Raw genomic sequence first — 24,426 nt, forward strand, 5'->3', positions numbered from 1 at the left:
CCCCGTACACACCTTCCCCGCCATCTGGCTTGGGGTAGAATGGAGGCCGTTTAAACTCGATTCGATTCCGGCGTCGCCAATTTGAACGAGAGCAAATCGGTAGTTTAAGGATAGCAATGAAACGTGTAGATGATTTCCGCCTGCGTCTGGGCAACAAGGAATACGTGCCCATCATGATCGGCGGAATGGGCGTGGACATTTCGACGTCCGAGCTCGCGCTGGAAGCGGCGCGCCTCGGTGGCATCGGCCACATCTCGGATGCGATGGTGCCGGATGTGTCGGACCGCAAGTTCGATACCACCTTCGTCAAGGACAAGACCAAGCTCTACAAGTTCAACATCAACAACATGGACAAGTCCGTGGTGCAGTTCGACCTCGAGCGACTGGCCGAGGCGACCCGCCTGCACGTGGGCGCCACCATGGCGGCGAAGCGGGGCGATGGCCTGATCTTCGTGAACTGCATGGAAAAGCTGACCATGAACGCGCCGAAGGAAACCCTGCGCACCCGCCTGTCGGCGGCGCTGGACGCGGGCATCGACGGCATCACCATGTCGGCCGGCCTGCACCTGGGTTCGTTCGAGCTGATCAAGGACCACCCGCGCTTCCGCGACGCCAAGCTGGGCATCATCGTGTCCTCGGTGCGCGCGCTGCAGCTGTTCCTGCGCAAGGTGTCGAAGCTGAACCGCCTGCCCGACTACATCATCGTCGAAGGCCCGCTGGCCGGCGGCCACCTGGGCTTCGGTTTCGACTGGAACGAGTACGACCTGCACACGATCATCGACGAGATCCTGGCCTACATGCGCGCCGAGCAGATCGACATCCCGCTGATCGCGGCAGGCGGCGTGTTCACCGGTTCGGACGCCGTCGCCTTCCTGGAAAAAGGCGTGGGCGGCGTGCAGGTGGCGACCCGCTTCACCGTCACCCACGAATGCGGCATGCCCGACAGCGTCAAGCAGGAATACTTCCGCGCCAGCGAGGAAGACATCATCGTCAACGGCATCTCGCCGACCGGCTACCCGATGCGCATGCTGAAAAGCACGCCGGCGATCGGCTCGGGCATCCGTCCGGGCTGCGAGTCCTATGGCTACCTGCTCGATGCCACCGGCAACTGCGCCTACATCAACTCGTACAACCGCGAAGTGCAGGCCAACCCGGACCTGAAGACGGTGTCGGTGATGGACAAGACCTGCCTGTGCACGCACATGCGCAACTACAACTGCTGGACCTGCGGCCACTACACCTACCGCCTGAAGGACACCACGCACAAGCTGGCGGACGGCAATTACCAGATCTTGTCGGCCGAGCACGTGTTCAAGGACTACCAGTTCAGCGTGAACGACGAGATCGCCCTGCCGCCGAAGCAGGAAAGCGCGGCGGCCTGAGCGGCGTCGGAGCGGGAAGCTGGCCACGGCTGTGCCGTGATGAACAAGAAGCCACGGCCTGTGCCGTGGCTTTTTTTATTTTCCGCCGCTACGGGGGAAGTTCGGGAACACGTGCCGGATTGACGAGTCCAACAGCAACGCTCCCAACGTGAAAGGCGCTCCATGACCACGCCCATGCAGCCCGTGTCCGTTCCAACCGCCAATGCCGCCTTCCTGGTCGATGAAGCCGGCATCATCATGACCTGGAACGACGCGTGCGAACGCCTGCTGGGCTTTCCCCCTTCCGGCGCCATTGGGCAGGCAATGTGCGTCCTGGTGCTGGGCACGGATCCCGAAGACAAGGAAGATCGCTGGCGCCACCTGGTCGCCAGCCACGGCCAGGCCAACAAGGCCGCGCTGCGCCATGCAGGCGGCGGCACGGTCAAGGCCCAGCTCGTACTGCAGCCCCAGGCCACCGCGGGCGGCGCCCTCCACGCCTGGGTCGCGGCAATCGACAACGTGCAGGACGAAACCACCCCGGAATCGGTCATCGTCGGGCGCACGCCGCTGTCGGCCATCGTCGACGTCCTGCCCGGCACCTTCTATGCCATCAACCGGGCGGGCCGCTTCGTGCTGTGGAACCGCAACCACGAGCGCCTCACCGGACTGACGACGGAAGAAACCGGCGCCACGCGGGCGGTCGAACTGTTCGACCTGAAAACCCGTCCCATGATTGCCGACAACATTCGCCGCGTGTTCGAAAACGGCGAGGAGGTAGAGCTCGAGGCCGATGTCCAGTCCCGCGACGGGCGCGAGACACCGATGCTGCTGTGCGGCGCGCGCCTGAGCTGCGACGGCGACGATTACCTGTTCGGCATGGGGCTGGACATCACGCGGCTGCGCAAGCAGGAACGCGAATTGCGCCTGCGCGAGCGCGCCCTGCATGCGGCCAGCAACGGCATCGTCATCACCCGCATCGACGGAACCGACAGCCCGATCGAATACGTCAACCCGGCTTTCGAGCACATCACCGGCTACCGTGCCGACGAAGTGATCGGGCGCGATTCGCGCTTCATGGCCGCGCCCGGCATGGACGCGGCCGAGCGCACCCGGGTGCGCCAGGCGCTGGCGGCGCGCCAGCCGGTGCACGTGGTGCTGCGCAACCTGCGCAAGAACGGCGAGCTGTTCTGGAACGACCTGAGCATCACGCCTGTCATCGACGAACATGGCATCGCGACCCACTTCATCGGCATCATCCTCGACGTCACCGCCACCCAGCAGCGCACCGCCCACCTCGAGCACGAGGTCAACCACGACGCCCTCACCGGCCTGGCCAACCGCAACCTGCTGTGGGACCGGCTCGAGCACGCCCTGCACCTGGCGCAGCGCCAGAAGTCGCTGGTGGCCACCGTGCTGGTCGACCTGAACAACTTCAAGACCATCAACGATACCCACGGCCACGAGGCCGGCGACGTGGTGCTGAAGGTGGTGGCCAAGCGCCTGCTGGCCTCGGTGCGCGACAGCGATACGGTGGCGCGCATGTCGGGCGACGAGTTCGTGATGGTGCTGGTCAACCAGCCTTCGCTGCGCTTCACGCTGCGCATGATCGAGCGCCTGCGCCAGAGCCTGACCCAGCCGGTCTCCTTCATGCACAAGGAAATCGCAGTCGGCGCCAGCCTCGGGGTGGCCGTGTATCCGCACGACGGCCATACCGCCGCCGACCTGGTGCGCGCCGCCGACGTGGCGATGTACCACGCCAAGGCGACCGGCCGCAACGAGATCTACTTCTTCTCGAGCGACATGAAGGCGACCACGGACGCCCGCCAGAAGCTCGACGCCGGCATGGCGCACGCGGTCGAACGCGGCGAACTGTTCATGCTGTACCAGCCCTGCATCGATGCGCGCACCGGCACCGTCAAGAGTTTCGAGGCGCTGCTGCGCTGGCGCCACCCCGAGCATGGCGTGCTGCTGCCCGCCGCCTTCCTGTCCGAGGCCGAGGAAAACGGACGCATCGTCCAGTTCGGCGCCTGGGTGCTCGACCAGGCCTGCCTGTTCCTGCGCGACCTGAAGGAACTCGGGGTGACCGGGGTGCCGGTCTCGGTCAACGTGTCGGTGCGCGAATACATGCAGCAGGATTTCGTCGCCAACATCGCCACCCGCCTGGCCAGGTATGGGCTGGCGCCGGACAGCCTGCAGATCGAGCTGCGCGAGGAAGCGCTGATGCGCAACCCCGGCCAGGTGCGCGACCTGGCCGAGCAGCTGCGCCAGCTCGGCCTCACGCTGTCGGTGGACGAGTTCGGCCACGGCATGACCGACCTCGGCTTCCTGCGCGAGCTGTCGGTCGGCCAGTTGAAGCTGTCGAAGGAGGCGGTGCACGCGATCGCCGACGACGCGGCGCGCGAAGGCTGCGTCATGGCGCGCACCCTGATCGATATCGGCCACAACCTGCAGATGCCGGTCATCGGCGACGCCATCGAGACGCGCTCGCAGATGGAGTTCCTGAAGGCCCACGGCTGCGAGGGCCTGCAGGGCGCATGGTTCAGCGAACCGATGCCGCCGGACGCGGCCCGCGAACTGGTGCGCAACCCGCTGCCGGCGTAGGGTGGTGGGCGGCGCAGGCAAATCGCCGGCAATGGTGGGCACTGGGCGCCCACCCTACGATCCATGGACACCGTAGGGTGGGCGCCCCGTGCCCACCAGACAGTGAGTACGCCTGCGCCGGGATTAGCCCTCGCTGGTGATGCGTTGCACCAGCGCCCCCAGCACGTCTTCCGCCATCTCATTCGACACCTGGCAGGTGCCGGCATTCTCGTGCCCGCCGCCGCCATATTCGAGCATCAGGGCGCCGATGTTCGTCTTCGAGGTCCGGTTCAGGATCGATTTGCCGGTGGCAAATACCGTGTTCTGGTTCTTCAGGCCCCACAGCACATGGATCGAGATGTTCGTTTCGGGAAACAGCGCATAGACGATGGAGCGGTTGCCGGCGAAAATCGTCTTTTCCTCGCGCAGGTCGAGCACCACCAGGTTGCGGTGGACCTGGGCGCAACGGCGAATCTGCTCCTTGCAGCGCTCGCTGTGCTCGAAATACAGCGCGGTGCGCTCCTTCACGTCCGGCATCGCCATGACCTGGTCGATCGACATGGTGCGGCAGGCCTCGATCAGGGCCATCATCAACTGGTAGTTCGAGATGCGAAAATCGTGGAAGCGGCCCAGGCCGGTACGCGCGTCCATCAGGAAGTTGAGCAGGTTCCAGCCGGCCGGCTCGAGTACTTCTTCGCGGCTGAAGCGGGCGGCGTCGGCCTTGTCGACGGCGGCCATCATCTCGCGCCAGGCCGGGGGAAAGACGGCCGTGCCGCCGTAGTAGTCCCAGACCACGCGCGCCGCCGAGGGCGCATCGGGCTGGATCACGTGGTTCGGACGCACGCCGCTGTTGCGCATGGTCTCGGACAAATGGTGGTCAAAGACCAGGTGGGCGCCGCCGACATAGGGCAGATTGGTAGTGATGTCGCGGCTGGAGATCGCGATCTTCCCATCCTGCATGTCCTTGGGGTGGACAAACAGGATGTCGTCGATCAGGTTCAGGTGCTTGAGCAGGACTGCGCAGACCAGTCCATCGAAATCGCTGCGAGTGACGAGGCGGTACTGTTTTGGAACGGCAGACATCGGCATACCCTTTCATTGAACGAAGATGGGCTGGCGCGGCCAGGACGTTATCCCATCATACCGCGCAACATTTCCGATTGACAGGTTTAAAATGTACCATTGGCAACTTACAACGGCGCGCCGGCGCCGCTCCTGCATCCCGGTTGCTCCTTTCTGCACTCTGTCGCAAACCCCGTGCCCTGTACGCCAGACCGGGAGTAAAGTTGCGACATTCCAACACTCGGCGGCCGACAACTATGTATTACTTAACATCAATATTTCGGCACCGGGGCGCGGCAACGCGGTACACTCGCACCCGCAATGACATTCAATAAATACCCGACCATGCAAGCCCGTAGCCCCGTCCATCATTATTTTTCCGGCATCCTGTCGTGGCTCTACCGCGCCTTCGATGCGGTGGCCACCTGGGTAACGCAGCTGTCGTGGTGGAAGTTTTTCCTGTTCGCCGCGCTGACCCTGATCGCCGGCGCCATCCTGCAGGAAGAGCTGTTCTCGGGCCCGGACGAAGACCTGCCGCGCGCCGAGCGCAGCGGGCGCAAGGAAACAACCAGCATCCTGATCGACGACAGCGGCATCCGTTTCAGCCCACGCAACAAGCCCAAGCCGGGCACGGGGGAGCCGCCGGCGCCGCCCGCGCCGCCTGCGCCTGCTTCTCCTGCATCTCCTGCCTCCCCTGCTGCGCCGGCCGCTCCGGCCTCGCCCGACCTGAGCCTGCCCAAGGGCGTGCACCCCAGCGGCGATTCGGTCCACATCGAACTGCCGCCGCAGATCGCCGAGGAACTGTCGGTGGCGATCGAAGGCGCGGTGGACGATGCCGCCGAAGCGAAAGTGTCGCGTTACCACAAGCAGGCTTCGACCTGGTTCACCAGCTTCGTCTGGCTGCTGGTGCTGGCCCTGTTCGGCACCAAGGCCCTGGTCGGCGGCAAGAAGCGCGCGGAACTGCAGACCCGGACCGCGAATGCCGCCGCCGAACGCGAGTCGATGCAGCGCCAGCTGTCGGAAGCGAAGATGCAGATGATGCAGGCCCAGGTCGAGCCGCACTTCCTCTTCAATACGCTCGCCTCGGTCGAGCACCTGATCGAGACCAATCCGCCGCGCGCCTCGGCCATGCAGCGCAGCCTGATCCAGTACCTGCGCGCCGTGCTGCCGCAAATGCGCGACAACACCCTGGTGACCAACCTCGGGCGCGAGGTCGACATGGTGACCGCCTACCTGAACCTGCTCAAGATGCGCATGGAAGAACGCCTGACGGTGGACATGCAGATCCCCGACGGCCTGCGCAACGCCGCCTTCCCGCCGATGATGCTGCAGTCGATGGTCGAGAACGCGATCAAGCACGGCCTCGAATGCAAGCCCGAGGGCGGCACCCTGAAGATCGTCGCCGACGTGGCCGACGGCAAGCTGCGCGTCACCGTCACCGACGATGGCGTGGGCTTTGGCGTGGTGCCCAGCAACGGCACGGGCCTGGGCCTGCCGACCATCCGCGAACGGCTGCGCCTGCTGCACGGCGATGCCGGCCAGCTCCATATCGCCGCCAACAGCCCGACCGGCGTCATCGCCATGGTCGAGGTGCCCTACCAGGTGTCGCGTTAAGCCTGCGGCGAGAGGCCGATCGGCAAGCCGGCGGCTTGCCCTGCACGCCGTTTTCTTGAATAATTGTCACTCTCTCTTCCCGACCGGATAACAACATGCCAACCGCGATTATTGCCGACGACGAAAGACTGATGCGCGACCAGCTGCGCATGCGCCTGGAACAAGTGTGGCCGGAACTGGAAATCGTGGGCGAAGCGAAGAACGGCGAGGAAGCCGTCGAGCTGGTCGGCCAGCATCGGCCCGACCTGACCTTCCTCGACATCCGCATGCCGGGCAAGACCGGCATGGAAGCGGCGCGCGAGATCGGCGAGCGCAGCCAGATCGTGTTCGTCACCGCCTACGACCAGTATGCGGTCGAGGCGTTCGAGCGCGGCGCGGTCGACTACGTGCTGAAACCCTCGGAACCGGAGCGGTTGAAGGTGACGGTCGAACGTCTCAAGGCCCGCCTCGAGGCGAGCAATGGCAAGCCGGGCGCGGCCGTGAACGACAGCGTCACCGCCATGCTTTCGCAACTGGCCGAAAAGATCGCGGCACCCAAGCCCAAGCACCTGCAATGGATCCAGGCCAGCATCGGCCAGGACCTGCGCATGATCCCGGTCGAGGAGATCCTGTTCTTCCGCTCGGACGAAAAATACACCTGCGTGCAGACCGAGAAGTTCGAGGCCCTGATCAGGAAGCCGGTGCGCGACCTGGCCGAGGAACTCGACCCTTCGCTGTTCTGGCAGATCCACCGCGCCACCCTGGTGAACGTGAATGCGATCGAAGGCGTCACGCGCGACATCCGCGGCCGTCACCTCGTCCTGATCAAGGGGCGTCCCGAAAAGCTGGAAGTGAGCCGCAGTTTCCTGCACCTGTTCAAGCAGATGTAAGGGCTGTTTTTCGCAGGGTGGGCTTTCGAGCCCATCCTGCAAAGTCCGCAAGCGCACGGCCACCGCCCGCGACCGCTTGTCCCTCCTCAAGCCCACCCCAGCCTTCGCGCCGTATCGTAACAGCTGGCCCGCGCCGCGGGCTCCATCGCAGAACGATCCATGACACATCAGCGCACGATGCGCCGGCGCGGGCGCAGCGCAGCGGTATTCGCGCTGGGCCTGCTCGGCGGGCACCTGATCTCCCGCCTGAACACCGACAGCCACGGCGACGCCCCGACCCGCCACAGCCGCCGCATCGTCGACAATGCCGGCGAGGCGATCATTTCCGCGGACGAGTTCAGCCGCGTGGTGCTGGCCAACCCGGCCGCGGCGGCCATGTTCGGCGTCAGCGTCGGACAAATGCTCGGCCAGCCAATGGCGAATTTCATCCGGGCGCCGGCCAACCAAGGCCGCAGTCCGCTCGACTACTTCCAGGGCGGCGGGCGCGCCGGGCGCCGCGCCACCGACTATGCCGGCGTCGGTCTGCGCGCTGGCGGCGACGTCTTCCCGATCGAGGGTTCGATCACCGACGCCTTCCAGGACGGCGTCACGCTCTACACCATCATCCTGCGCGACGTCTCCGAACGCCAGCGCGTGCAGCAGAAACTGGCGCGCTCGCACGACCAGTTGCGCCAGCTGTCGGCCGCGCTGCAGACCATCCGCGAAGAGGAACGCACCCATATTTCGCGCGAACTGCACGACGACCTCGGCCAGCTGCTGGCCTCGCTGCGCATGGACCTGACCCTGCTGCGCGACACCTGCGCCGGCTCCCCGGACTCGCTGCGCCTGATCGCCGGCATGGACGCCAACCTGCTCACCGCCATCACTTCGCTGCGCCGCATTGCCACCAACCTGCGCCCGCGCGCGCTCGACGAGGGCGGCCTGTACTTCGCGCTGCAGGGCCTGCGTGACGACTTCGTCGAGCGCCACGGCATCGCCTGCGAGCTGCTGGCCGACGAAGCCGAGCTGCGCCTGGACGACCAGGCCAGCACCGCGATCTTCCGCATCGTGCAGGAAGCGCTGACCAATGTCGCGCGCCATGCCCAGGCCACGCGCGTCACCCTGACACTCTACCGCAGCGACCACGAACTCCTGATCACCATTCGCGACGACGGCCGCGGCATCGACGAAACCGACATGGAAAAGGCCGAGTCGCTCGGCCTGGTCGGGATGCGCGAGCGGGTCTGGGGCCTGAAGGGCGAGATCACGATCGGCCCCGACGATGGGCCAGGCACGCGCATCGACATCGTACTGCCGGTGGCAAGCCATATCGTTTAGCCGGTTTCTGCAGCCGCCGCGCTGTCCGGCAGCGCCATGCCGCCTTGTCATCAAGTCGACATATTGTTCCGATAAGATTCGCTCGACCTTGAGTTTGCCCCACGCCAACTCAATCCTTCGTTGAACCTTATTGGAGATCTTCATGCAATACAAAGCCCTGGCCGCAGCGCTGATCACGACCCTCCCGCTGTTCGCGCATGCGCAGACCAACGTCACCATCTACGGCGTCATGGACGCGGCCATCGCCGTCGAAGACACCGATGCGCCGGGCGAGAAGCGCCGCACCGTCATCAATTCGGGCAACCAGTCGAGCAGCCGCATCGGCTTTCGCGGCACCGAAGATCTGGGCAATGGCCTGAAAGCCATCTTCAACATCGAAGCCGGCGTCGCGCTCGACACCGGCGCCGCCGACTCCTCGCTGTTCGGCCGCCGTTCGGTGATCGGCCTGCAAGGCAACTTCGGCCAGCTGACCGTGGGCCGCGAATACAGCCCGATCGCCTCGGTCGCCGCCGCCTCCGACGTGTTCGGCCAGGGCTTCTACGGCAGCAACCTGTCCGCCTTCACCAGCAACCGCCTGACCCGCCGCCTGAGCAACTCGGTCAACTACAAGAGCAACCCGATGTCGGGCTTCTCGGTCCTGGCCGCCTACTCGGCCGGCGAGCGCAGCGTCGACCCTTCCGGCGACCTGATGGGCGTGGCCCTGGAATACAAGAACGGCGGCCTGTACCTGGGCGCCGGCTACCACCAGCTCGAGCGCCTGGCGACCGGCGACGACAAGGAGTACGCCTTCGGCGCCGGCTACAGCTTCGGCGCCTTCGACCTGAAGGGCAACTACCTGGTGGCCGACCAGACCGGCAACAACAACAAGTTCGAACAGATCAACGTCGGCGGCGCCTACACCGCCGGCCCGAACAAGTTCTTCGTCAACCTGCAGCGCAACGAAATCGACAACGGCGCCAAGGGCAACCTCTGGGCCGTGGCCTACAGCTACTCGCTGTCCAAGCGCACCAACCTGTACACGACCTATGGCACCATGCGCAACAACGAGCGCGGCGTGTTCGGCATCAACTCGTCGTCGACCAACGTCACCCCGCCGGCCACCGCCCTGGGCGCGGATCCGAGCGCGTTCACGGTGGGTGTGCGTCACTCGTTCTAAGCGTGTGATGGAGCGCGCAGTTTCGGCGCCCTTTTCGGCCACGTACGTGCGCACGGGCGCAGGGTGGGTTCGTCATTGAAGCCACTGGCTTCAATGACCCCACGCGGTGCGGCGCTTGAAACAACGAGGCCGATGATCTCGCAGCGATGCGATGATCATCGGCCCTTGTCGTTGGCAGGCGTTTCGATATTCATCGGTGGTACCGCGTGGACTCGGGAGTCCACCCTACGCCTCCCTTTCGGCCACGTACTTTGGCAGAGGCGTAGGGTGGACACCTGTGTCCATGCGGTACGGCGCTCGAAACAACGAGGCCGATGATCTCGCAGCGATGCGATGATCGTCGGCCTTCTTCGTTCGCACGCGTTTCGATGTTCGAATGTGCTACCCCGTGGGTTCGAAAACCCACCCTACGGGCTACGAGTCGCTGCCTCTTGTGGTCATTTCAACCGGCAGGTCAGGATCCAGAAAAACTCGATCCGCTCGATCTTGATTTCCTTGCCGACCGTGCCGACCCGCTTGCGCAGGGCGCTGTCGGCCGGGTAGCTCTTGGGCAGCTCGAAGCGTTCGCCGTCATCCGTGGTCAGGATTTCCCAGGTATTGCCTTCGGCGTCGGTGCGCGCCGTGGTCTCGCTGAAGCCTTCGACGAAGGACTCGTCGAGGATCACCAGCAGCACGTCCTTGCGCAGGCGCTTCTTCAGGCCGGCCAGCAGCCTGTCCTGCTCGCTTTTCGTGAGGTGCGACCACAGGAAGCTCACCAGCACGGCCGAGAATTTACCAATGTCCTCAGGCAGGTCGAGGGCGTCGGCCACCCGGAACGTGACTTTTCCTTCCGGCATGCCGCGTTCGCGCGCGATGTCGACCAGGTTGGCGTTGATGTCCACAGCCAGCACCGAGGCGGCCGACTCGGCCACGACTTCGGTCCAGTAACCGGTGCCGCAGCCCAGTTCCAGCACGGTGTGGCCGGCCAGCACGTTGCCGAGGTGGATGCTCATGTCGTCGATGTCCTCGTCCATGTCCGGCTCGAGGTAGATGTCTTCGACGGCTTCGCCCAGCAGGGCATAGTATTTTGCTACTTGTTGATTGCTCATGATGTTCTCTTACAGCTCATAGTTGTCGCCGCCGCGCATCGCCGCCTCGACCATCTTGCGGTTCAGGCTCGGCGCCAGCAGCTCGATGAAGGTGTAGATGTAGCTGCGCAGGTAGGCGCCCTGCTTGACCGCCACGCGCGAGACGTTCATGCCGAACAGGTGGCCGACGGGAATGGCGCGCAGGTTGCGGTCGCGCTCCGGGTCGAAGGCCATGCCGGCGATGATGCCCACGCCCATTCCCAGTTCGACATAGGTCTTGATGACGTCGGCGTCGATGGCTTCGAGCAGCACGTCCGGCTTCAGTTCGCGCAGGGAAAAAGCGTGGTCGATCTTGCTGCGGCCCGCGAAGGCGGCGTCGTAGGTAATCAGCGGATAGGTGGAGATTTCTTCCAGCGACACCGCTTTCGAGCGCAGCAGCTCGTGTTCCGGCGGCACCACCACCACGTGCTCCCACTGGTAGCACGGCAGCGTGATCAAGCCGTCGACGGCGGCGATGGACTCCGTGGCGATCGCCAGGTCCGCCTGGCCGTTCTTGACCATGTCGGCGATCTGCTTCGGATTGCCTTGCAATAAGGACAACCTCACCTTCGGGAACTTGCCCATGAAAGCCTGCACCACTTTCGGCAGCATGTAGCGCGCCTGGGTGTGGGTGGTGGCAATGGTGAAGCTGCCGCTGTCGTGGGCAGCGTATTCCTTGCCGATGCGTTTCAGGCTATCAATTTCCTGCATGATCAGTTCGACCGAGGCGAGCACCAGCCGGCCCGGCTCGGTCAGGCCGCGGATGCGCTTGCCATGGCGCGTGAAGATGTCGACCCCGAGCTCTTCTTCCAGTTCGATGATGGCCTTCGACACCCCGGGCTGGGAGGTGAACAGGGCCTTCGCCGCGTCGGTGAGGTTGTAGTTCTGGCGCACGGCTTCGCGTACGAAGCGCAATTGATGAAGGTTCATTCCTGTTGTTATGTAGTGAGAGCCTGTTCCAGCAGGTCCGAGTCGCTGCTGGCGCGCCTGACAAGCGCGGGCTGCGTTGCTCGTCGTTGGCATGGAACCACCATGCCGCCTCCTCCCGCCTTGCCCGCGCTTGCCATGCTAACGCCATCCGCTTCCCCGTCCCTACTGGAACAGACTCTTGGTGAAAACGCCAGCCGTTATTTTATGCGAATGCTTATGCCCCTACCGCATATAAGCAAATAAATTGTCAGTAGTTTGGAATAAGCTTCTCCGCCCTTACCATTCAAGCTAGCTAAACGGGTCTCCATGACCTTCACTCGGGATTTCAAATGTACCGTTACGACCAATACGACCATCTCATCGTCCGCGAACGCATTGCGCAGTACCGCGACCAGGTGCAACGTCGCCTGAACGACGAGCTGACCGAAGAAGAGTTCCTGCCGCTGCGCCTGCAGAACGGCCTGTACATGCAGCGTCATGCCTACATGCTGCGCGTCGCCGTGCCCTATGGCCTGCTGTCGACCGCGCAGATGCGCATGTTCGCCCATATCGCGCGCAAGTACGACCGCGGCTACGGCCACTTCACGACGCGCCAGAACATCCAGTACAACTGGATCGAGCTGGAGCAGACGCCGGACATCCTGACCGACCTGGCCTCGGTCGAGATGCACGCAATCCAGACCTCGGGCAATTGCATCCGTAACATTACCACTGACGAGTTCGCCGGCGTTGCCGCCGACGAGATCATGGACCCGCGCCCCTTTGCCGAGATCCTGCGCCAGTGGAGCACCTTCCATCCCGAGTTCATCGCCCTGCCGCGCAAGTTCAAGGTTGCCATCAACGGCGCCGTGGAAGACCGCGCCGCGATCGCGATCCACGACATCGGCCTGACCCTGGTGAAGAACGAAGCGGGCGAAGTCGGCTTCAAGTTCATGGCCGGCGGCGGCATGGGCCGCACCCCGATCATCGGCAGCGTGATCCGCGAATTCCTGCCCTGGCAGCACCTGCTGACCTATACCGAAGCCGTGATGCGCGTGTACAACTCGTACGGCCGCCGCGACAACAAGTACAAGGCCCGTATCAAGATCCTGCTGAAGTCCCTGGGCGTCGAGGAATTCGCGCGCATGGTCGAGGAAGAATGGCAGGACCTGAAGGATGGTCCGGAAACCCTGACCCGCGAGGAATACGACCGCGTGGCCGCCTACTTCCAGCCGCCGGCCTACGAGACCCTGCATGACACCGATCCGACCGCCGCGCATCCGGACAACAAGGCCTTCGCTAACTGGCTCAATCGCAACGTCAAGCCGCACAAGGTGCCGGGCTATGCCGCCGTCGTGCTGTCGCTGAAGAAAACCGGCGTGCCGCCGGGCGACGCCACCGCCGAGCAGATGGATTTCGTTGCCGACCTGGCCGACAAGTACAGCTTCGGCGAGCTGCGCGTGACCCACGAGCAGAACCTGGTGCTGGCCGACGTCAAGCAGTCAAGCCTGTTCGAAGTCTGGCAACTGGCCAAGTCGAAAGGCCTGGCGACGCCGAACATCGGCCTCCTGACCGACATCATTTCCTGCCCGGGCGGCGACTTCTGCTCGCTGGCGAATGCCAAGTCGATCCCGATCGCCGCTGCGATTGCCGAGCGTTTCGACGACCTCGACTTCCAGCACGACATCGGCGACATCGAGCTGAACATCTCGGGCTGCATCAACGCCTGCGGCCACCACCACGTGGGCTCCATCGGCGTGCTCGGCGTCGACAAGGACGGCAGCGAGTGGTACCAGGTCTCGATCGGCGGCGCGCAGGGCAACAACGCGGCCATCGGCAAGATCATCGGCCCGTCGTTCTCGGCCGGCCAGATGCCGGAAGTGATCGGGCGCCTGCTGAACGTGTATGTCGAAAACCGCTTCGAAGGCGAACGTTTTGCGGAAACCGCGCAGCGCCTGGGCATTACGCCATTCAAGGAACACGTGTATGCCACGCCGATCCCGGCGGGCGAACTGGTTGGGGAAGACCATGCTTGAAGTAGTCCACGAACAAATCATCCGCGGCCGTGAAGTGGTGGCCGACGACTGGCGCGTGCTGCGTCTCGAAGAAGGCGAAGCCGCTGAAACCGTCGTGATCCCGGAAGGCAAGGTCATCGTTCCGCTGAGCGTCTGGCTGGCGCAGAAAGAAACGCTGGGTCAGCGCGCCGAAATCGGCGTGTGGATCGCCGCCGACGAGCGCTTCGAAAGCCTCAAGGGCGAATCGGACCGCTTCCAGGTGATCGCGGTCGACTTCCCGAAATTCAGCGACGGCCGCGGCTACTCGATCGCCTACAACGTGCGCAAGCGCCTGGGCTATACCGGTGAGCTGCGCGCGATCGGCGACGTGCTGCGCGACCAGCTGTTCTCGATGTCGCGCGTGGGCTTCAACGCCTATGCCACCCGCCAGGACCGGTCCATCCATGACGCGCTGAAGGGCCTGACCGTGTTCTCGGAAACCTACCAGGCATCCGTCGACCAACCGCTGCCGCTGTTCCGCCGCGCCGAGCGCGACGTGAAACCCGAGCACAGCGACATCGGCGCCGGCATCTGAGGAAAAACCAATGAGCGATCTCGCGCAACGCGTGCAGGACACCCGCGCCATCCTCGAGCGCATCGTGGCCGAATTCACTCCGGCCGTGTTCGCCTCCAGCCTGGCCGCCGAGGACATGGTGCTGACCGACCTGATCCTGAAGAACAAGCTGCCGATCGGCATCTTCTCGCTGGAAACGGGTCGCCTGCACAAGGAAACCCTGGCGGTGCTGGAGCAGGTGAAGGCCCACTATGGCTACGACATCGCCCTGTTCCGCCCGCAGACCGAAGCCGTGGATGCCTATGTCGCCGCGAATGGCCTGAATGCCTTCTACGACAGCATCGAGATGCGCCGAGAATGCTGCCGCGTGCGCAAGGTCGAGCCGCTGGGCCGCGCCCTGCTCGGCAACAAGGCCTGGATCACGGGCCAGCGCCGCGCCCAGTCCGCGACCCGTTCCGACCTGCGCGTGGAGGAGGACGATCCGGCCCACTTCATGACCAAGTTCAATCCGCTGGCCGACTGGAGCGAGGACGAGGTCTGGGAATACATCCGCGCCAACGACGTGCCCTACAACGCCCTGCACGACCGTGGCTATCCCTCGATCGGCTGCGAACCCTGCACCCGCGCGATCCAGCCGGGCGAGGATGTGCGCGCCGGCCGCTGGTGGTGGGAAAACCCGGAGTCGAAGGAATGCGGCCTGCACGTGGTCGACGGCAAACTCATTCGCATTAAATCCGTGGCAGCCTGATTTATTACGCCACTTCAAGAATACAAGGCTCAGTTCATGACGAATCTTTCTGACACGACGGGCGTCCTCGCCGACGTCAACGCGCGCCACCTCGACGCCCTCGAATCCGAGGCGATCCACATCCTGCGCGAAGTGGCGGCCGAATGCACGAATCCGGCCCTGCTGTTCTCGGGCGGCAAGGACTCGGTCGTGCTGTTGCGCCTGGCCGAGAAGGCCTTCCGCCCAGGTAAATTCCCCTTCCCGCTGGTGCACATCGATACCGGCCACAACTTCGACGAGGTGATCGCCTTCCGCGACGCCCGCGTGGCCGAACTGGGCGAGCGCCTGATCGTCGGCTCGGTCGAGGACTCGATCAAGAAGGGCACGGTGCGCCTGCGTAACCCGCAGACCGACTCGCGCAACGCGGCCCAGGCCGTGACCCTGCTGGAAACCATCGCCGAACACGGCTTCGACGCCTGCATCGGCGGCGCCCGCCGCGACGAGGAAAAGGCCCGCGCCAAGGAGCGCATCTTCTCCTTCCGCGACGAATTCGGCCAGTGGGACCCGAAGGCCCAGCGTCCGGAACTGTGGGACCTGTATAACACCCGCGTCCACCCGGGCGAGAACATGCGCGTGTTCCCGATCTCGAACTGGACCGAGCTCGACGTCTGGCAATACATCGCCCGCGAAAAGCTGGCCCTGCCCTCGATCTATTTTGCCCACCAGCGCCAGGTGATTCCGCGTAACGGCCTGCTGGTGCCGCTGACCCCGCTGACCCCGGCAAAGGAAGGTGAGACCGTGGAAACCCAGACCGTGCGCTTCCGCACCGTCGGCGACATTTCCTGCACCTGCCCGGTCTCGTCCGACGCGAGCACGGTCGAGGCCATCATCGCCGAGACCGCCGTCACGCAGGTGACCGAGCGCGGCGCGACCCGGATGGATGACCAGACCTCCGAAGCCTCGATGGAAAAACGCAAGAAGCAAGGATATTTCTGATGAACGCACTGACTGACGCATCTATCAACACGTTGACCCAGCACAGCCTGCTGCGCTTCATCACCGCCGGTTCCGTCGACGACGGCAAGAGCACCCTGATCGGCCGCCTGCTGTACGACAGCAAGGGCATTTTCGCCGACCAGCTGGCCGCCGTCTCGCGCTCGAAGCACAAGCGCACCGTGGGCGACACGATCGACCTGTCGCTGCTGACCGACGGCCTGGAGGCCGAGCGCGAGCAAGGCATCACGATCGACGTGGCCTACCGCTACTTCGCCACCCCGAAGCGCAAGTTCATCATCGCCGATACCCCGGGCCACGAACAGTACACCCGCAACATGGTGACCGGCGCCTCGACCGCCGACGCCGTGATCATCCTGGTCGACGTCTCGAAGGTGAAACTCCGTGAAGACGGTGGGGTCAACCTGCTCATTCAAACCAAGCGCCACTCGACCATCGCCAAGCTGCTGCAGATCGAGCACGTGATCGTTGCCGTCAACAAGATGGACCTGGTGAACTACGACCAGGGCGTCTACGACCGTATCGTCGCCGCCTACCGCGAGTTCGCCGATTCGCTGGGGCTGAAGGACGTGACCGCGATTCCGCTGTCGGCCCTGGCCGGCGACAACGTGGTCGAGGCGAGCGAGAACATGGCCTGGTACCAGGGCCCGACCCTGATCGAGCTGCTGGAGTCGCTCACGGTTTACGACGAAGCACACGGCGCGCCCTTCCGCTTCCCGGTGCAGCTGGTGGCCCGCCACAACGGCCACGAAGCCAAGGACTTCCGCGGCTACATGGGCCGCATCGAATCGGGCAAGGTCTCGGTCGGCGACAAGCTGGTCGTGCAGCCTTCGGGCCAGACGGCAACCGTCAAGGACATCGTCACCTTCGACGGTTCCCTGCAGAGCGCCAGCGCCGGCCAGTCGATCACCCTGCTGCTGAACGAATACCTGGACATCTCGCGCGGCGACACCCTGGCCAGCCTGGACGCGCCGGCGACCCTGCTCAAGCAGGTCGTGGCCGACGTGTGCTGGATGTCGGACGAGCCGCTGGACCTGCGCCGCAAGTACTGGATCAAGCACGGCACGCGCCAGACCGCGGCCAAGGTCACGAAAGTGGACACCCTGCTCGACGTGAACACCCAGGAACGCAAGGCCGTGGACAACCCTGCCGAGGCCCTGAAGCTGAACGACATCGCACGCATCAACCTGACGGTGCAGCAGCCGCTCGCGGCCGACGCCTACGCCGACATCCGTGCGACCGGCGCCTTCATCCTGATCGACGAAGTCACGCACCAGACCGTCGCAGCGGGTATGATTCGTCTCGGCGAATAACAGGAGCAGTTTGATGGGGGAACTCGGGGCAGAATTCGGGAAGGTCTACCTGATCGGCGCCGGCCCGGGTGCGGCCGACCTGATCACCGTACGTGGCGCACGCCTGCTGGCGCAGGCCGAGGTCGTGCTCTACGACGCCCTGGTGACGCCCGAGATGCTGGCCCTGTGCGCCCAGGCCGAGAAGATCCCGGTCGGCAAGCGCTCCGGCCAGCGCTCCACGGCCCAGGAGGCGATCAACCGCCTGCTGGTCGACTGCGCGCAGAAGTACCGGATGGTCGTGCGCCTGAAAGGCGGCGACCCGATGCTGTTCGGCCGTGCCGACGAGGAATTGCGCGCGCTCGAAGCGCAGGGCATCGACGTGGAGGTCGTCCCCGGCATCACCACCGCGGTGGCCGCCGCCGCCGCCACCAGGCAACCCCTCACCAAGCGCGGCGTGGCGCGCAGCGTCGCCTTCTTCACTTCCAGCACGGCGCCGGACCAGCCTGACCACCCCGCCCTGCCCCATACCGACACCATGATCCAGTACATGGGCGGACGCGAAGCCGCGGCCACCGCAGAGCGCCTGCTGGCCCAGGGCCGCAGCATGGACACGCCGGTGGTGGTGGTCGAGAACTGCAGCCGCGAGGACGAGCGCGTCGAGCGCCTGACGCTGGCCGACCTGGCGCGCGGGCTCGATGCCGCGCACGGGCCGGTGCTGGTGATGATCGGGGAGGCGCTGCGCCTGCGCGAGCACCAGCAAGCGAATCCGGCCGCGCGCACCTGAGCACAGCTTCACCGCTCCAGGCCCGCCTGGCACCGGCCTTCCTCTCCCTTTCCCGCAATCAGCCGGCCGCCGGCTTGCCCTCGTCCTCGCGCTTGTCCTGGCGCACCGCCGCCAGCCGGTCGACCAGGATCAATCCTTCCGCCGCCGCATGCGAAGCGGCGAACACGCTGTCCGGCGCCAGCACCAACTGGGTGCCGGTGGCGCTGACCTCCTCGATCAGGCGGTCGAGCGCGTCGATGCGCGCCGGGTCGGGATTGACGTTGCGGATGTAGATCATCCGCACCGACCTCGGGTGGCGCCGCACCACCTCCGCATAGATCTCGGGATCGCGCTCGCCGCTGTCGCCGATCAGCACGAACTGCATGTCCGGATAGAGGCGCAGGATCAGCTCGATCTTGTCGAGCTTGTGGTTGCCATGCTGGTTCAGCTTGAACACGTCGCGCAGGCCGATCTCGCGCAGCAGCAGCGGCCCGAGCGGAATGCCCTGGATGCGCAGGAAGTCGACCAGCGGCCCGAACAGGTGCCAGGGGCTGCTCGACACATAAAACACGGGATTGGCCTCGCTGCCGCCGGCCCCGTCACGCAGCGCGCGGTAGAAGGCGGCCACGCCCTTGAAGGGCTTGCGCGTGTGGGCGTTGGTGCGGGCCAGCATCAGGGCCATGTTCAGCTTGTTGGTCACGTTGGTCCAGAGGACCGTGTCGTCGATGTCGCTGATGATGCCGAAACGCGCCGTGGCCGCGGGGACGAGCGCCTCGGCCGCGGCGCGTACCGGCTCGCCCTCCGGCGTGCGCGCGTCCGGCAGTTCCAATGCGATGCTGTGGGCGCCGCCCGGCAGCGGCGTATCGGCCGCGATCTCGAACGCGAAGTAGCCACCGTCGTCGGTGACCGCCTCGTAGCTGCGCCCCTGGAAGCGCGCCACCACGCGCGCGCCGGCGACTTCGTCGGCTTCCAGCCGGCGGTACAGGGCGACCAGGTTGCGCCAGCCGCTGTCGTCGTGCGCCTGTTCGCGGAAGGCGACTTCGTCCAGCACCCGCCCCTTGATCCAGAGCTTGTCCGCATTGCCGAAGCCCAGGTAGGGAATCAGCATCAGTTGCCGGCCGAAGCCGGGCGCACGCAGGCGGCGCAGGGCCCGGCGGGCGAATACCCCGGCGGTGTCGGCGAGCCGCTGGCGCAGCGCTTCGCGGCGCTCCGGGGTGATCTGCTGTGGCGGCGGCGCCGGCGCACGCTCTCCGGACGCAGGCGCAAGGTCAGGCGCAAAGCGCGGCAGGGTCGACGCACGTTCGATCCAGTGCGCTCCGGGACCAAGCGCATCGAGGGCCGCCTCGATGTCGCCGGGGCGGCCCGGGTCGATCGGCGCCGGCACGAGCGCGACGCGTGCGCCTTCGGCGCGCAGGCGGGCCAGCTCGGCGTCGCTGGCGATACCCGGGTTCAGGTGCAGGCGTGCGCCGGCCGGGCGCACGCGCGCGACGAGGTCCTCGAATCCCTCACGGGTGAGGACGAGAAAAGGCATGGTGGGTGCTTCCATGGTCGGGCGCTGGCTGATGGACAGGCCCCCAGTATCGCGTATCCCGGCGCCTGGCCGACGCACGCTAGCGCCGCTGCTTCAGCGCCCCCCTCACCCCGGGCAATGCGCCCGCGCCCCGTCGTATTCCTCGATCTGGATCACGAGCCGGTCCGCCGCGGTCCAGGTATCGGCCGCGATGCGGTTCAACTGGGCGATCGCCGCTTCCAGGCGCGCGCCGGCGCGGCCGCGGCATTCCTTGACGTGCCATTGCGCCAGGTCGCGCCGCATCTCGCTCAGGTCGTCCTTCAGTTCGGCCAGCATGCGCCGCAAGTTGCGGTCGGCGTCGACCCGCCCCGGGATGCTGCCCGCGCTCAGGTGGCAGGACATGGCGGCGATCTTGGCGCGCATGGTGGATATCCGGCGCGCCGCCGCATCGATCCGCCGGGCGCAACGCATTTCGACGACCAGGGCGGCCGGCAGGCGCGAGATGCGCCGGAACAGGGCCTGGACAGGCCGCAGCAGCGCGGCGACGAGGTGCTTCAGGAGCGGTGCAAGCATGGCGCGGGGCGGTTGGTTGACGGGTCCGGACTCATCCGGAATAGCCCGAGCAGTGTGGGCGTATTCCGATGGGCTGTCAAACCGCCAAGCGGGAAGCGGCAATGATTCGGAACAATCCGTGGCGAGTTCGCCGCAGTCCTTATCAAGCCGACATCGAAAGCTTTGCCAAAGCGGCAGCATTGCGAAACGACGCGGCGAGGGGAAGGCCTGCGGCGCCAGGACGCCGCTGCGATCGCGCTGTTATCATCACCGCAATCGCCCCAGCCGACAGCACACGATGACCACCCTTCCGCTCGACGCCGCCACCCTGGAGGAAGCCCGCCGCTTCAACCGCAAGCTCGCCTGGGCGCCGCGGTTCCGGGTTCGCAACCGCGTCCTGCCGATGCTGGGCCAGGCACTGCTTCGGGTCTCGCAGTCCGGGGCGGACCGCAGGCTGGCGCGCGGCGGCGTGCAGCTCGAGCGCCGCCTTGCCGCCATCGGCAATCAGCGCGTGCCCGTACGCATCCTGCGCCCGGCCGGCCGCGTGCGGGCCGTCGTGCTCGACATCCACGGCGGCGGCTGGGTGATCGGCAACGCCTGCATGGACGACCGCTTCAACGCGGCGCGCGTCGCTGCCTGCACGGCCGCCGTGGTCTCGGTCGACTACCGCCTCGCCACCAGCGCGCCCATCGGGGCCATCATCGACGACTGCCTGCTGGCCGCGCGCTGGGCGCTGGATGGCGGTCTGCCGGAATACCGCGGCCTGCCCGTCTTCCTCGTCGGCGAATCGGCCGGCGCCCACCTGGCCGCCTGCACGCTGCTGCGCCTGCAGGCCTGGCCTGCGCTGCTGCGGCGCGTGGCCGGCGCGGTGCTGTTCTATGGCGTCTACGACCTGGCCGGCAGCCCGAGCGTGCGCGCAGCCGGTCCGGACACGCTGCTGTTGCACGGCCCGTCGATGGTTTCGGCGCTGCGCATGCTGACTCCGGGCCTGGACGACGCCGGCCGGCGCCACCCGTCTCTGTCGCCGCTCTACGGCGACCTGGCCGGCATGCCGCCGGCCCTGATGTTCGCCGGCGAGCGCGACCCGCTGCGCGACGACACGACGCACATGGCGCAGCGCTGGCGCAAGGAGGCCGACGTCGAGCTGCACGTCCTGCCCGAGGCGCCCCACGGTTTCATCCACTTCCCGACGCACATGGCCGCACTGGCACTGGCGCGCAGCCATGCCTGGATCCACGAGCGCGTGGCGCACTACGCGAAGACAGCGGTGTGAGAAGAAGGCGAAGCGGGACGAAGCGTCTCAGCCCAGGGCCCTGAGGCAGTAGTCGCTCATCGCCGCCAGCACGTCCGGGTCTTCGCCCACCGCGCCGGCGACTGTCAAGGCGAGCCCGGGATGCGCCGCGCGCAGGTCCTCGGCCAGCAGCGGCAGGTCGCGCAGCAGGTGGCCGCCCTGCCCCAGGAAGACCGGCACCACGGTCACGTCGAGCACGCCGCGTTCGACCAGTCCGGCCACCACCGCCGGCAGGCGCGGCTCCATCAGCTCGAGGAAGGCCAGCGTGACTTCGCAGTCGGGCAGGCGGGCCTGCGTGATGTCCCTCAGGCGCTCGAAGGGCGCGGCCCAGGAAGCAAGCCTGGCGCCGTGCGCGAACAGGACCAGGGCGCGCCGATTCGTCGGACCGTTCATCAGTGCCGCTCCACCCAGCGTAGCGCGCCGATCGCCAGCGCCAGGAACAGCAGACTCGGCGCGGCCGCGGTGAAGAAGGCCGGCCAGGTCGACAACAGGCCCAGGTGCGAGAACAGCGAGTTGATCAGGATGAAGCTGACCCCGATCATGATGCCGATAAAGATCTTCAGGCTGACCCCACCGCTGCGGGTGTGCAGGTAGGCGAAGGGCAAGGCCAGCGCCATCAACACGAAGATCGCCAGCGGATCGATCAGCTTTTTCCAGAACGCGATCTGGAAGCGTTCGCTCTCCTGGCGGTTCTCGACCAGGTGGCGCGAGTACACCGCCAGTTCGTTGGCCGACATGCGCTCGGGATCGCGGCGCGAGACCTGCAAGATTTTCGGCGTGATCTCCGAGACCAGGTCGAGGCTGTCGAGCCGGCGCGTGGCGACCGCGCTGGTATCCTGGCCGAAGGTGCTCTGGATGGTCTGCCCGGCCGGCACCGGCGCGCCCGGTTCGGGCAGCGTGCGGCTGTTGGTGAACAGGGTCTCGGTGACGTTCTGCAAGCGCCAGGTGCCGTTGCCGCTGAAGCTGGCGCTGGCCGCGGTGATGATGGCGCGCATGCGCATCGCCTTGTCGAACTCGTACACGCGCACGTCGAGCAGCTGGCCGTCGGGGCGGATCTGGCGCGCGTTGAAGAAGCGCGAGCCGACGATCTGGCCGCGGGCGCCGTTCGGGCCGGGCGCGTGCACGTTATCCTTGGTCCACATCCCCGAGCGGAACTCGGAGGCGAGCGTGGAACCCTTGGCGGTCAGGCGTACCTTTTCCGCCAGCGGCGCGGTGCGCGGCGTGATCAGTTCGCCGAAGATGAAGGTGACGACGACGAAGACGATGCCGATCTTGAACAGCATCCAGCCGGCCATGCGGGTCGACATCGAGGATGCGCGCATGATGGTGAATTCCGAGCTTTGCGCGAACTGCGCCATCGCATAGATGGTGCCGATCAGCGCCGCCACCGGCATCACCTCGTAGACGTGCCCGGGCAGCATCAGCGCCACGTAGAGCAGCGCGTGCTGGAACTGGTAGTTGCCCTTGCCGACCGAGGGCAGCTCGCCCGTCAGGTCCATGAAGGCGATCAGGCCGAGGAAGGCGAACAGCACGAAGACGACGGCCTGCGTGATGTTCACCGCAAAATAGCGTTGCAGGACTTTCATCGGGACTCCACCCTGGCCAGCTCGGGCGACTTGCGCAGCAGGCGGCGGCGCTTCCAGGCATTGATGATCACCAGCGGGTGATAGCGGTGATTGACGTTCAGGCGCCAGGCGAACAGGCCGAGCACGATCAGGGCGGCGATCAGGTGCAGCGGCCACCAGGCCATGGCGAAGGATATCTTCTCCTGCTTGACGCTGGCCTCCGCCATCTTCACCAGGTTGTTATAGGTGAAGAAGATCAGGAGCGCGAGGATCAGGTTGGCGGAACTGCCGGCACGCGGATTGACGAAACCGAGCGGGATCGCCAGCAGCACCAGCACCAGGCAGACAATCGGCGAGGAGATGCGCGACAGGAGCTCGGAGCGCGTGAACTGGTTTTCCACCGCCAGCAGCATGGCGGTGGACTGGGCGTCGAGCGGCACATCGGCGCCAAGCACCGGCACCTGGGTCGCCACGCGCATTTTGTAGCGCTCGAACTCCATCGACTGGAAATCGGCCTGGCCGGGCACGCCCTGGTAGCGGCGGCCGTTCTTGAGCACCAGGTACTGGCCGCCCTTGCCGTCGGATTCGACCACGCCTTCCTTGGCCACGACGATCGAGCTGCCCTGGTTCTGGTTGGTGCTGACGAAGACGTTCTGCACCACGGTCGAGCCATTGGCGCTGCCCTCCACGAAGAACACGCGGTCGGCGGACGAGGATTCGCGGAACTGGCCGGGGGCCACGCGCTTGAGGTCTTCGCGCTTCTCGAAGCGCTGGATGAACTCCGTGCTTTTCATCTTGGCCCAGGGCGCGACGAACAGCGACAGGGCGCCCACCAGCAGCACCATCGGGATGCCGAAGGCGAGCACCGGACGGATCCAGGCCAGCAGCGACTGGCCAGAGGCGAACCAGACCACCATCTCGGAATCGCGGTAGGTGCGCGTGACCACGACCAGCACGGAAATAAAGCTGGTGAGGATCAGGACAGTTGGCAGATAATTCAGGGATTGAAACGCGATCAATGCGACGACGTCGCTGGACGCGACACGTCCGCCCGCGGCCCTGCCGAGGATGGCGATCAAGGTCCAGGTGATGCACACCGAGAAGAGCACCGTGAAGGTTGCTCCGGCCGCGCTGGCCAGTTCACGGTGCAAGGCGCGTGAAAAAATCATT

Annotated in this window: 21 protein-coding genes; 13 read left to right on the plus strand and 8 right to left on the minus strand. The window is 65.7% G+C overall.

Going from position 1 to position 24,426, the window contains the following annotated elements:
• Positions 1-116 precede the first annotated feature (116 nt).
• On the plus strand, positions 117-1,382 hold the full coding sequence (locus ACSUZJ_RS18060) for a nitronate monooxygenase (protein WP_499410437.1): 1,266 nt from the start codon (positions 117-119) through the stop codon (positions 1,380-1,382).
• Positions 1,383-1,544: 162 nt separating this feature from the next.
• Complete coding sequence (locus tag ACSUZJ_RS18065; RefSeq protein ID WP_499410439.1) at positions 1,545-3,962, plus strand: EAL domain-containing protein; 2,418 nt, start codon at positions 1,545-1,547, stop codon at positions 3,960-3,962.
• A 123-nt stretch (positions 3,963-4,085) separates the two neighbouring features.
• On the opposite strand, the gene ACSUZJ_RS18070 is transcribed toward ACSUZJ_RS18065, so the two are convergent.
• Entirely contained in the window at positions 4,086-5,024 is a 939-nt protein-coding gene (locus ACSUZJ_RS18070; RefSeq protein WP_499410441.1) for an exopolyphosphatase, read from the minus strand.
• A 324-nt stretch (positions 5,025-5,348) separates the two neighbouring features.
• On the opposite strand from ACSUZJ_RS18070, the gene ACSUZJ_RS18075 reads away from it, so the two are divergent.
• The 4 genes from ACSUZJ_RS18075 (at position 5,349) to ACSUZJ_RS18090 (ending at position 9,959) form a co-directional block, all read left to right on the plus strand.
• Positions 5,349-6,617 (plus strand): sensor histidine kinase, encoded by a 1,269-nt coding sequence (locus ACSUZJ_RS18075; protein WP_499416591.1) that lies wholly within the window; start codon positions 5,349-5,351, stop codon positions 6,615-6,617.
• Positions 6,618-6,712: 95 nt separating this feature from the next.
• The gene (locus ACSUZJ_RS18080; protein WP_499410443.1) at positions 6,713-7,486 is read left to right on the plus strand and encodes a LytR/AlgR family response regulator transcription factor; all 774 of its coding nucleotides are present in this window, start codon (positions 6,713-6,715) and stop codon (positions 7,484-7,486) included.
• A gap of 159 nt (positions 7,487-7,645) precedes the next feature.
• Positions 7,646-8,803 (plus strand): PAS domain-containing sensor histidine kinase, encoded by a 1,158-nt coding sequence (locus tag ACSUZJ_RS18085; RefSeq protein ID WP_499410445.1) that lies wholly within the window; start codon positions 7,646-7,648, stop codon positions 8,801-8,803.
• A 142-nt stretch (positions 8,804-8,945) separates the two neighbouring features.
• Entirely contained in the window at positions 8,946-9,959 is a 1,014-nt protein-coding gene (locus ACSUZJ_RS18090; protein WP_499410447.1) for a porin, read from the plus strand.
• A gap of 437 nt (positions 9,960-10,396) precedes the next feature.
• Here the strand turns inward: ACSUZJ_RS18090 and ACSUZJ_RS18095 are convergent, their stop codons facing one another.
• On the minus strand, positions 10,397-11,047 hold the full coding sequence (locus tag ACSUZJ_RS18095) for a class I SAM-dependent methyltransferase (protein WP_499410449.1): 651 nt from the start codon (positions 11,045-11,047) through the stop codon (positions 10,397-10,399).
• Positions 11,048-11,056: 9 nt separating this feature from the next.
• Positions 11,057-11,995, minus strand: coding sequence for a CysB family HTH-type transcriptional regulator (locus tag ACSUZJ_RS18100; protein ID WP_499410451.1), 939 nt, complete (start codon positions 11,993-11,995; stop codon positions 11,057-11,059).
• A 329-nt stretch (positions 11,996-12,324) separates the two neighbouring features.
• On the opposite strand from ACSUZJ_RS18100, the gene ACSUZJ_RS18105 reads away from it, so the two are divergent.
• The 6 genes from ACSUZJ_RS18105 to cobA are packed head-to-tail and all read left to right on the plus strand — an operon-like array spanning position 12,325 to position 18,359.
• A complete protein-coding gene (locus ACSUZJ_RS18105) occupies positions 12,325-14,010 on the plus strand; it encodes a nitrite/sulfite reductase (RefSeq protein ID WP_499410453.1) in 1,686 nt (561 codons plus the stop codon).
• Complete coding sequence (locus tag ACSUZJ_RS18110; RefSeq protein WP_499410455.1) at positions 14,003-14,563, plus strand: DUF934 domain-containing protein; 561 nt, start codon at positions 14,003-14,005, stop codon at positions 14,561-14,563. The genes ACSUZJ_RS18105 and ACSUZJ_RS18110 overlap by 8 nt, the downstream gene beginning before the upstream one ends.
• 10 nt (positions 14,564-14,573) lie before the next feature.
• Entirely contained in the window at positions 14,574-15,290 is a 717-nt protein-coding gene (locus tag ACSUZJ_RS18115) for a phosphoadenylyl-sulfate reductase (RefSeq protein ID WP_499410457.1), read from the plus strand.
• Positions 15,291-15,326: 36 nt separating this feature from the next.
• Complete coding sequence (gene cysD / locus ACSUZJ_RS18120; RefSeq protein WP_499410459.1) at positions 15,327-16,265, plus strand: sulfate adenylyltransferase subunit CysD; 939 nt, start codon at positions 15,327-15,329, stop codon at positions 16,263-16,265.
• Positions 16,265-17,596, plus strand: a complete 1,332-nt coding sequence (locus tag ACSUZJ_RS18125) for a sulfate adenylyltransferase subunit 1 (protein WP_499410461.1) — start codon at positions 16,265-16,267, stop codon at positions 17,594-17,596. Before cysD ends, ACSUZJ_RS18125 begins: the two co-directional genes overlap by 1 nt.
• Positions 17,597-17,609: 13 nt before the next feature.
• Positions 17,610-18,359, plus strand: a complete 750-nt coding sequence (gene cobA, locus ACSUZJ_RS18130; RefSeq protein ID WP_499410463.1) for a uroporphyrinogen-III C-methyltransferase — start codon at positions 17,610-17,612, stop codon at positions 18,357-18,359.
• Between the two features lie 58 nt (positions 18,360-18,417).
• On the opposite strand, the gene ACSUZJ_RS18135 is transcribed toward cobA, so the two are convergent.
• Together ACSUZJ_RS18135 and ACSUZJ_RS18140 are read right to left on the minus strand one after the other, a co-directional pair.
• On the minus strand, positions 18,418-19,869 hold the full coding sequence (locus ACSUZJ_RS18135; RefSeq protein ID WP_499410465.1) for an App1 family protein phosphatidate phosphatase: 1,452 nt from the start codon (positions 19,867-19,869) through the stop codon (positions 18,418-18,420).
• A 105-nt stretch (positions 19,870-19,974) separates the two neighbouring features.
• Positions 19,975-20,421: a hypothetical protein gene (locus ACSUZJ_RS18140; protein WP_499410467.1), complete on the minus strand. Its 447-nt coding sequence runs from the start codon at positions 20,419-20,421 to the stop codon at positions 19,975-19,977.
• A 277-nt stretch (positions 20,422-20,698) separates the two neighbouring features.
• On the opposite strand from ACSUZJ_RS18140, the gene ACSUZJ_RS18145 reads away from it, so the two are divergent.
• The gene (locus ACSUZJ_RS18145; RefSeq protein ID WP_499410469.1) at positions 20,699-21,673 is read left to right on the plus strand and encodes an alpha/beta hydrolase fold domain-containing protein; all 975 of its coding nucleotides are present in this window, start codon (positions 20,699-20,701) and stop codon (positions 21,671-21,673) included.
• Between the two features lie 27 nt (positions 21,674-21,700).
• On the opposite strand, the gene ACSUZJ_RS18150 is transcribed toward ACSUZJ_RS18145, so the two are convergent.
• From ACSUZJ_RS18150 to lptF, 3 genes are read right to left on the minus strand one after another with little or no spacing between them, the layout of a single operon-like run.
• A complete protein-coding gene (locus tag ACSUZJ_RS18150; protein WP_499410471.1) occupies positions 21,701-22,084 on the minus strand; it encodes a sirohydrochlorin chelatase in 384 nt (127 codons plus the stop codon).
• The gene (lptG, locus tag ACSUZJ_RS18155) at positions 22,084-23,277 is read right to left on the minus strand and encodes an LPS export ABC transporter permease LptG (RefSeq protein WP_499410473.1); all 1,194 of its coding nucleotides are present in this window, start codon (positions 23,275-23,277) and stop codon (positions 22,084-22,086) included. Before lptG ends, ACSUZJ_RS18150 begins: the two co-directional genes overlap by 1 nt.
• Positions 23,274-24,425, minus strand: coding sequence for an LPS export ABC transporter permease LptF (lptF, locus tag ACSUZJ_RS18160; protein WP_499410475.1), 1,152 nt, complete (start codon positions 24,423-24,425; stop codon positions 23,274-23,276). The genes lptG and lptF overlap by 4 nt, the downstream gene beginning before the upstream one ends.
• Position 24,426 lies beyond the last annotated feature (1 nt).

Origin of the sequence: Telluria sp. B2 (genome assembly GCF_051789535.1) — a bacterium.
GTDB lineage: Bacteria > Pseudomonadota > Gammaproteobacteria > Burkholderiales > Burkholderiaceae_D > Telluria.

Excerpts from the sequence above, each read along its gene's own strand:
- ACSUZJ_RS18060 (WP_499410437.1), top strand. The coding sequence starts at position 117 with ATGAAACGTGTAGATGATTTCCGCCTGCGTCTGGGCAACAAGGAATAC.
- ACSUZJ_RS18065 (WP_499410439.1), top strand. The coding sequence starts at position 1,545 with ATGACCACGCCCATGCAGCCCGTGTCCGTTCCAACCGCCAATGCCGCC.
- ACSUZJ_RS18070 (WP_499410441.1), bottom strand. The coding sequence starts at position 5,024 with ATGTCTGCCGTTCCAAAACAGTACCGCCTCGTCACTCGCAGCGATTTC.
- ACSUZJ_RS18075 (WP_499416591.1), top strand. The coding sequence starts at position 5,349 with ATGCAAGCCCGTAGCCCCGTCCATCATTATTTTTCCGGCATCCTGTCG.
- ACSUZJ_RS18080 (WP_499410443.1), top strand. The coding sequence starts at position 6,713 with ATGCCAACCGCGATTATTGCCGACGACGAAAGACTGATGCGCGACCAG.
- ACSUZJ_RS18085 (WP_499410445.1), top strand. The coding sequence starts at position 7,646 with ATGACACATCAGCGCACGATGCGCCGGCGCGGGCGCAGCGCAGCGGTA.
- ACSUZJ_RS18090 (WP_499410447.1), top strand. The coding sequence starts at position 8,946 with ATGCAATACAAAGCCCTGGCCGCAGCGCTGATCACGACCCTCCCGCTG.
- ACSUZJ_RS18095 (WP_499410449.1), bottom strand. The coding sequence starts at position 11,047 with ATGAGCAATCAACAAGTAGCAAAATACTATGCCCTGCTGGGCGAAGCC.
- ACSUZJ_RS18100 (WP_499410451.1), bottom strand. The coding sequence starts at position 11,995 with ATGAACCTTCATCAATTGCGCTTCGTACGCGAAGCCGTGCGCCAGAAC.
- ACSUZJ_RS18105 (WP_499410453.1), top strand. The coding sequence starts at position 12,325 with ATGTACCGTTACGACCAATACGACCATCTCATCGTCCGCGAACGCATT.
- ACSUZJ_RS18110 (WP_499410455.1), top strand. The coding sequence starts at position 14,003 with ATGCTTGAAGTAGTCCACGAACAAATCATCCGCGGCCGTGAAGTGGTG.
- ACSUZJ_RS18115 (WP_499410457.1), top strand. The coding sequence starts at position 14,574 with ATGAGCGATCTCGCGCAACGCGTGCAGGACACCCGCGCCATCCTCGAG.
- cysD (WP_499410459.1), top strand. The coding sequence starts at position 15,327 with ATGACGAATCTTTCTGACACGACGGGCGTCCTCGCCGACGTCAACGCG.
- ACSUZJ_RS18125 (WP_499410461.1), top strand. The coding sequence starts at position 16,265 with ATGAACGCACTGACTGACGCATCTATCAACACGTTGACCCAGCACAGC.
- cobA (WP_499410463.1), top strand. The coding sequence starts at position 17,610 with ATGGGGGAACTCGGGGCAGAATTCGGGAAGGTCTACCTGATCGGCGCC.
- ACSUZJ_RS18135 (WP_499410465.1), bottom strand. The coding sequence starts at position 19,869 with ATGCCTTTTCTCGTCCTCACCCGTGAGGGATTCGAGGACCTCGTCGCG.
- ACSUZJ_RS18140 (WP_499410467.1), bottom strand. The coding sequence starts at position 20,421 with ATGCTTGCACCGCTCCTGAAGCACCTCGTCGCCGCGCTGCTGCGGCCT.
- ACSUZJ_RS18145 (WP_499410469.1), top strand. The coding sequence starts at position 20,699 with ATGACCACCCTTCCGCTCGACGCCGCCACCCTGGAGGAAGCCCGCCGC.
- ACSUZJ_RS18150 (WP_499410471.1), bottom strand. The coding sequence starts at position 22,084 with ATGAACGGTCCGACGAATCGGCGCGCCCTGGTCCTGTTCGCGCACGGC.
- lptG (WP_499410473.1), bottom strand. The coding sequence starts at position 23,277 with ATGAAAGTCCTGCAACGCTATTTTGCGGTGAACATCACGCAGGCCGTC.
- lptF (WP_499410475.1), bottom strand. The coding sequence starts at position 24,425 with ATGATTTTTTCACGCGCCTTGCACCGTGAACTGGCCAGCGCGGCCGGA.